This is a genomic window from Bradyrhizobium sp. (assembly GCF_028868675.1).
In the GTDB taxonomy this organism is placed as follows: Bacteria; Pseudomonadota; Alphaproteobacteria; order Rhizobiales; family Xanthobacteraceae; genus Bradyrhizobium.
The window spans coordinates 1-5,055 of sequence record NZ_JAGWUA010000271.1 but is presented as its reverse complement, the minus strand read 5'-3'; the positions used below and the strand labels follow the sequence as shown (position 1 = coordinate 5,055).

Here is a 5,055-nt window from a genome sequence, read left to right as displayed (position 1 = left end):
TGGTTTCTCCCTCGTTGTCCGTTGTCATTCCGGGGCGATGCGACAGCATCGAACCCGGAATCTCGATCCGCAATCCTCATCTCGAGATTCCGGGTTCGCGACTGCGTCGCGCCCCGGAATGACGGCGATGATCAGTGCGTCAATTCCTTCATCGCGCCTTCCAGGCCCTCGATGGTGATCGGGTACATGCGGTTGGCGAAGATGCGGCGGATGATGGTGGTGGATTCCGAATAGTCCCAGTGCTTCTGCTGCACCGGATTGAGCCACACGGTGTGCGAATAGGTGCGGATGATGCGATCGAGCCAGACCGACCCTGCCTCCTCGTTGACGTGCTCGACCGAGCCGCCCGGCACCATGATCTCGTAGGGCGACATCGAGGCGTCGCCGACGAACACGACCTTGTAGTCGTGCGGATATTTGTGCAGCACGTCCCAGGTCGGCGTGCGGTCCGTGAAGCGCCGCTTGTTCTGCTTCCAGACGCCCTCATACAGGCAGTTGTGGAAGTAGAAATACTCCATGTGCTTGAATTCGCTCTTGGCGGCCGAGAACAATTCCTCGACCTGCTCGATATGCGAATCCATCGAGCCGCCGATGTCGAAGAACACCAAGAGCTTGACCGCGTTGCGCCGCTCGGGGCGCATGACCACGTCGAGATAGCCGTGGTTGGCGGTCTCCCTGATGGTATTGTCGAGGTCGAGCTCGTCCGGCGCGCCGGTGCGGGCGAACTTGCGCAGGCGGCGCAGCGCCACCTTGATGTTGCGGATGCCGAGCTCGACATTGCCGTCGAGATCCTTGAACTCCCGCTTGTCCCACACCTTCACGGCGCGGTTGTTGCGGTTCTTCTCCTGGCCGATGCGCACGCCTTCGGGATTGTAGCCATAGGCGCCGAACGGCGAGGTGCCGGCGGTGCCGATCCACTTGCTGCCGCCCTGATGCCGGCCCTTCTGCTCCTCGAGCCGCTTCTTCAGCGTCTCCATGAGCTTGTCCCAGCCCATGGCCTCGATCTGTTTCTTTTCTTCCTCGGTGAGGTATTTTTCGGCGAGCTTCTTCAGCCACTCCTCGGGAATTTCCGCCTTGTCCATGGCGTCGAGCAGGCTTTCCAGCCCCTTGAACACCGTGCCGAAGACGCGGTCGAACTTGTCGAGGTTGCGCTCGTCCTTCACCAGCGAGGCGCGCGACAGATAGTAGAAATTCTCGACGGTATAGTCGGCGAGGTCGGCGTCGAGCGCCTCCATCAGCGTGAGGTATTCGCGCAGCGTCACGGGGACCTGCGCGTCGCGCAACGAGGTGAAGAATTGCAGGAACATGGGTGACAGATTGCCTTTCGGCAGGCCTCCGTCAAGGGCCGGCGGGGCCGGCCGAGCTCTGGACCGGCAGGGTTTTTGCTCTAGAATTGATAGTCTAGAGACGTTGTTTTGGGGGCGTTTTCGATGGGAATCGTTGCAGCACTGATCATCGGCGCGATCGCCGGCTGGCTCGCGGGCAAAATTGTCCATGGCGCGGGATTTGGCCTGGTCGGCAACATCGTGGTCGGCATCATCGGCTCGCTGGTCGCAAGCTGGCTCCTGCCCCAGCTCGGCATCGGCCTGGGCGGCAGCGCCTTCCGCGACATCGTCAATGCCACGATCGGCGCGGTGATTGTGCTCGTCATCCTTTCGCTGATAAAACGAGCCTGAAAAGCCTGACCGAACCCGCGGACGGCCGCTGCTGGAGGCGGCCGTTCCTATTGTCTTGGCCGGTGTCTGCTCCCGCAGGCCACCCGGCCCAAAGCGAACAACAAGGACGCTCGATGAAGTTTACCGGCACCAAGGATTATGTCGCGACCGACGACCTCAAGGTCGCCGTCAATGCCTCGATCGTGCTGGAGCGCCCGCTTCTGGTGAAGGGCGAGCCCGGCACCGGCAAGACGGTGCTGGCCGAGGAAGTGGCGAAGGCGATCAACGCGCCGCTGCTGACCTGGCACATCAAGTCCACCACCAAGGCCCAACAGGGTCTCTACGAATACGACGCGGTATCGCGGCTTCGCGACAGCCAGCTCGGCGATGCCCGCGTCTCCGACATCAGGAACTACATCAAGCGCGGCAAGCTGTGGGACGCCTTCACCTCCGAGCAGCGCCCGGTGCTCCTGATCGACGAGATCGACAAGGCCGACATCGAGTTTCCCAACGACCTGCTGCTCGAGCTCGACCGCATGGAGTTCCATGTCTACGAGACCGGCGAGACGATCAAGGCGAAGCAGCGCCCGATCATGATGATCACCTCCAACAACGAGAAGGAGCTGCCTGACGCCTTCCTGCGCCGCTGCTTCTTCCATTACATCAAGTTCCCCGACGCCGAGACCATGGGCCGGATCGTCGACGTGCACTTCCCCGGCATCAAGAAGCGTCTGGTGGAAGAGGCACTGCGCATCTTCTTCGAGGTGCGCGAGGTGCCGGGCCTGAAGAAGAAGCCCTCGACCTCGGAACTGCTCGATTGGCTCAAGCTCCTGCTCAACGAGGAGATGACCCCGGAGCAGCTGCGCGAACGCGACCCGCGCAAGCTGATCCCGCCGCTGCACGGCGCGCTGTTGAAGAACGAGCAGGACGTGCACCTGTTCGAGCGCCTCGCGTTCCTGAGCCGGCGCGAGGTGTAGACCGTTTCACACGACCGTTGGCGCGCACCGCAAGCGACGACCCGTCGGCGCTTGCTGCGCAAGCCATGCCGGCCGGGAATCCGCCGAAGCGCTGCACGCAAAGGCGGATGCAATCCGTCGCTCCGAAACCGGCGAGATGGATGACTTCTGCCCCGCAGTGATCGCTCGCGTTCTTTGCTCGGGGCCATCAGAACCCGAGGCGCAAGCCCGCTCGGCCGGAGATCACATTGGAATTGTCCGACAGCGCGAGGTACTCGGCAGCCGAGAAGATGGTGACGTTGCGCGCCCGCCATTCGAGGCCGAGCGTGCCGAAGCCGCCCCAGACATCGAGCTTGCCGGGCGTGGCGAACGGGATCGCCTGGCCGAGCATCGCGGCATTGATGGTGGTGCCGCCGGCGCGCTGGGTGCCGAGCACGCCGCCGGCGATGCTGGTGGATAGCTGGTTCATCGGGTTGAACGTCACGGTGCGTGTCAGCTTCGCTTCGCCCCGTTCCTCCCAGGCCGAGACGGTTTGTCCGCCCACCGTCAGCGCCGCCGAGGTGCCGGCCTCGGTATAGCCGTCATAGGCGCCGTAGAGATAGCGCACGCGCAGGGACGGCGTCAGGGTGTAGGCGCCGTCCGCCAGCTTGCCGAGCGCGAAGCGATGGCCGACGGTCGCCTCCGGGCTCACATACCAGCCGTCGAAGGCGGCGCGCGCCGTCTCGATGCCGTTCGCGAGCAGGTTGTTGTTGATGCTGCGCGTCGTCGTGTTGTGCGAGCCGCCGCCCTGGATGGCCGCATGCAGGAAGGATTGTCCCACATCGTAGCGCGCATAGCCGCCGGCGAAGACGAGATCGGAATCGGTGCCGCCCTGGCTGGCGTCGATGCGGGTACGGACCTGGCCGCCTCCAATGAAGGTGCCGAAGCGGAGATCGGGACGCGCCGCGAAATCAGCACCGATCATGCCGCCATAGAACAGATTGGCGCTGCGAAGCTGCGCGCCATCCTGCTGCTGCATGCGCTGGCCGGCAAAGCCCCGCGCCCACACCGTCGTGCCGTCGGCATAAGCCGCCGTCGGCGCCTTGAACAGCGCGGTCTCGGCCGCGTAAGGCGAAGCAAGGCCGGGGATCGCGGCGAACGCATCCTCGACACGCGAGGATGCCTCGGCTCCCGCAAAGGCGAGCGGACCCGCGCTGCCGGGCACGCTGCCGGAAAACACCGGAACGGCATCCGACACCCCTCGCGTGAAATCAGTGAGCGCGCGCCAGTTGGCGCCAAAGCCGGTCGGATCGACCACGAACACGGTATTGCCTGAGACCACGAAGGGCGCGCCGGCGGCGGTGACGTTGACGCCCGCAAGCGAGTTCAGCGTGTAGATGTAACTGCCTCCGAAGAAGTCGAGGTTCCTGGTTGCGCCATTGAGCGTGATCGCCCCGACGATGCGCGAGCCGGCGTAGGCTCGCAGAGTCGCGGAGCCGCCGGCTCCGGCACCTCCATTGCCGCTGCCGCCCGCCCCACCGGCGCCGCCATTGCCGCCGGTCAAGGTGATGCCGCCGACAACAGCGCCCCCATTGCTCAGGACGACGCTGCCGCCGGCGCCCCCGTCGCCGCCCACGCCTCCGGTGCCTCCCGCGCCGCCATTGCCGCCGGTGAGGACGATCCCACCCGCGACGTTCCCGGAATTGCCGAACGCAGCGTGCCCCCCGGCGCCCCCCGCACCGCCATTGCCACCACCGGCACCGCCATTGCCGCCGTTGCCGCCCGCGCCGCCGGTGCCGGACAGCCCACCCGTGCCCGTGCCGGAATTGCCGGCTCCAGCCGCGCCGCCATCGCCTCCATTGCCGCCGTTACCAAAGGAAGCGCCGCCGGCTCCCCCATTGCCACCGTTACCACCGGCACCGCCGGTCCCGAACAGCCCGCCCGTGCCACCGCCGGAGTTGCCGACCCCTCCTGCGCCGCCATTACCGCCACTGCCTCCATTGCCACCGGTACCGCCATCTCCCCCGTTGCCGCCGGCGCCGCCGGTCCCGAACAGCCCACCGGCGCCAGCCCCGGAATTGCCTATCCCTCCTGCGCCGCCATTACCGCCACTGCCTCCATTGCCACCGGTACCGCCAGTGCCGCCGATGCCCCCATTGCCGCCGCGGCCGCCGGTGCCGGACAAACCGCCATCGCCGGAGCCGGAGTTATTGACCGTTCCATTGCCGCCGGCACCGCCGCTGCCGATGAGCAGACCGCCGCTGCCCCCCTCGCCGCCGGTTGCGAAGAGACCGCCGCCGCCGCTACCGAGATTGATCAGGGCGGCATTTCCGCCAGACCCGCCATTTCCGTTGACGGCTTCTTCTCCGAAGACTTGAAGCGGATTGGACGTGCCGCCGGCATTGATGCAGGTCTGGTCGTGTCCGACCGTGACGCATTGCGCGGCGGCGGCCAATGACCAGCAT

Annotated in this window: 5 protein-coding genes; 3 read left to right on the top strand and 2 right to left on the bottom strand. The window is 65.7% G+C overall.

All coding sequences use genetic code 11. The features are described from left to right. Positions 1-131: 131 nt before the first annotated feature. Positions 132-1,307 (bottom strand): VWA domain-containing protein, encoded by a 1,176-nt coding sequence (locus tag KGM94_RS23325; RefSeq protein WP_300264536.1) that lies wholly within the window; start codon positions 1,305-1,307, stop codon positions 132-134. 123 nt (positions 1,308-1,430) lie between these two features. On the opposite strand from KGM94_RS23325, the gene KGM94_RS23320 reads away from it, so the two are divergent. Continuing rightward, positions 1,431-1,676 carry a GlsB/YeaQ/YmgE family stress response membrane protein gene (locus tag KGM94_RS23320; protein ID WP_300264533.1) on the top strand — a complete coding sequence of 82 codons (246 nt, stop codon included), beginning with the start codon at positions 1,431-1,433 and terminating at the stop codon, positions 1,674-1,676. 113 nt (positions 1,677-1,789) lie between these two features. Next, the gene (locus KGM94_RS23315; protein WP_300264531.1) at positions 1,790-2,632 is read left to right on the top strand and encodes a MoxR family ATPase; all 843 of its coding nucleotides are present in this window, start codon (positions 1,790-1,792) and stop codon (positions 2,630-2,632) included. A gap of 187 nt (positions 2,633-2,819) precedes the next feature. Here KGM94_RS23315 and KGM94_RS23310 read toward each other — a convergent pair whose 3' ends face one another. Continuing rightward, positions 2,820-4,226: an autotransporter outer membrane beta-barrel domain-containing protein gene (locus KGM94_RS23310; protein WP_300264529.1), complete on the bottom strand. Its 1,407-nt coding sequence runs from the start codon at positions 4,224-4,226 to the stop codon at positions 2,820-2,822. Between the two features lie 81 nt (positions 4,227-4,307). Here KGM94_RS23310 and KGM94_RS23305 point away from each other — a divergent pair, with 81 nt between their 5' ends. Continuing rightward, a complete protein-coding gene (locus KGM94_RS23305; RefSeq protein WP_300264527.1) occupies positions 4,308-5,048 on the top strand; it encodes a hypothetical protein in 741 nt (246 codons plus the stop codon). Positions 5,049-5,055: the final 7 nt, after the last annotated feature.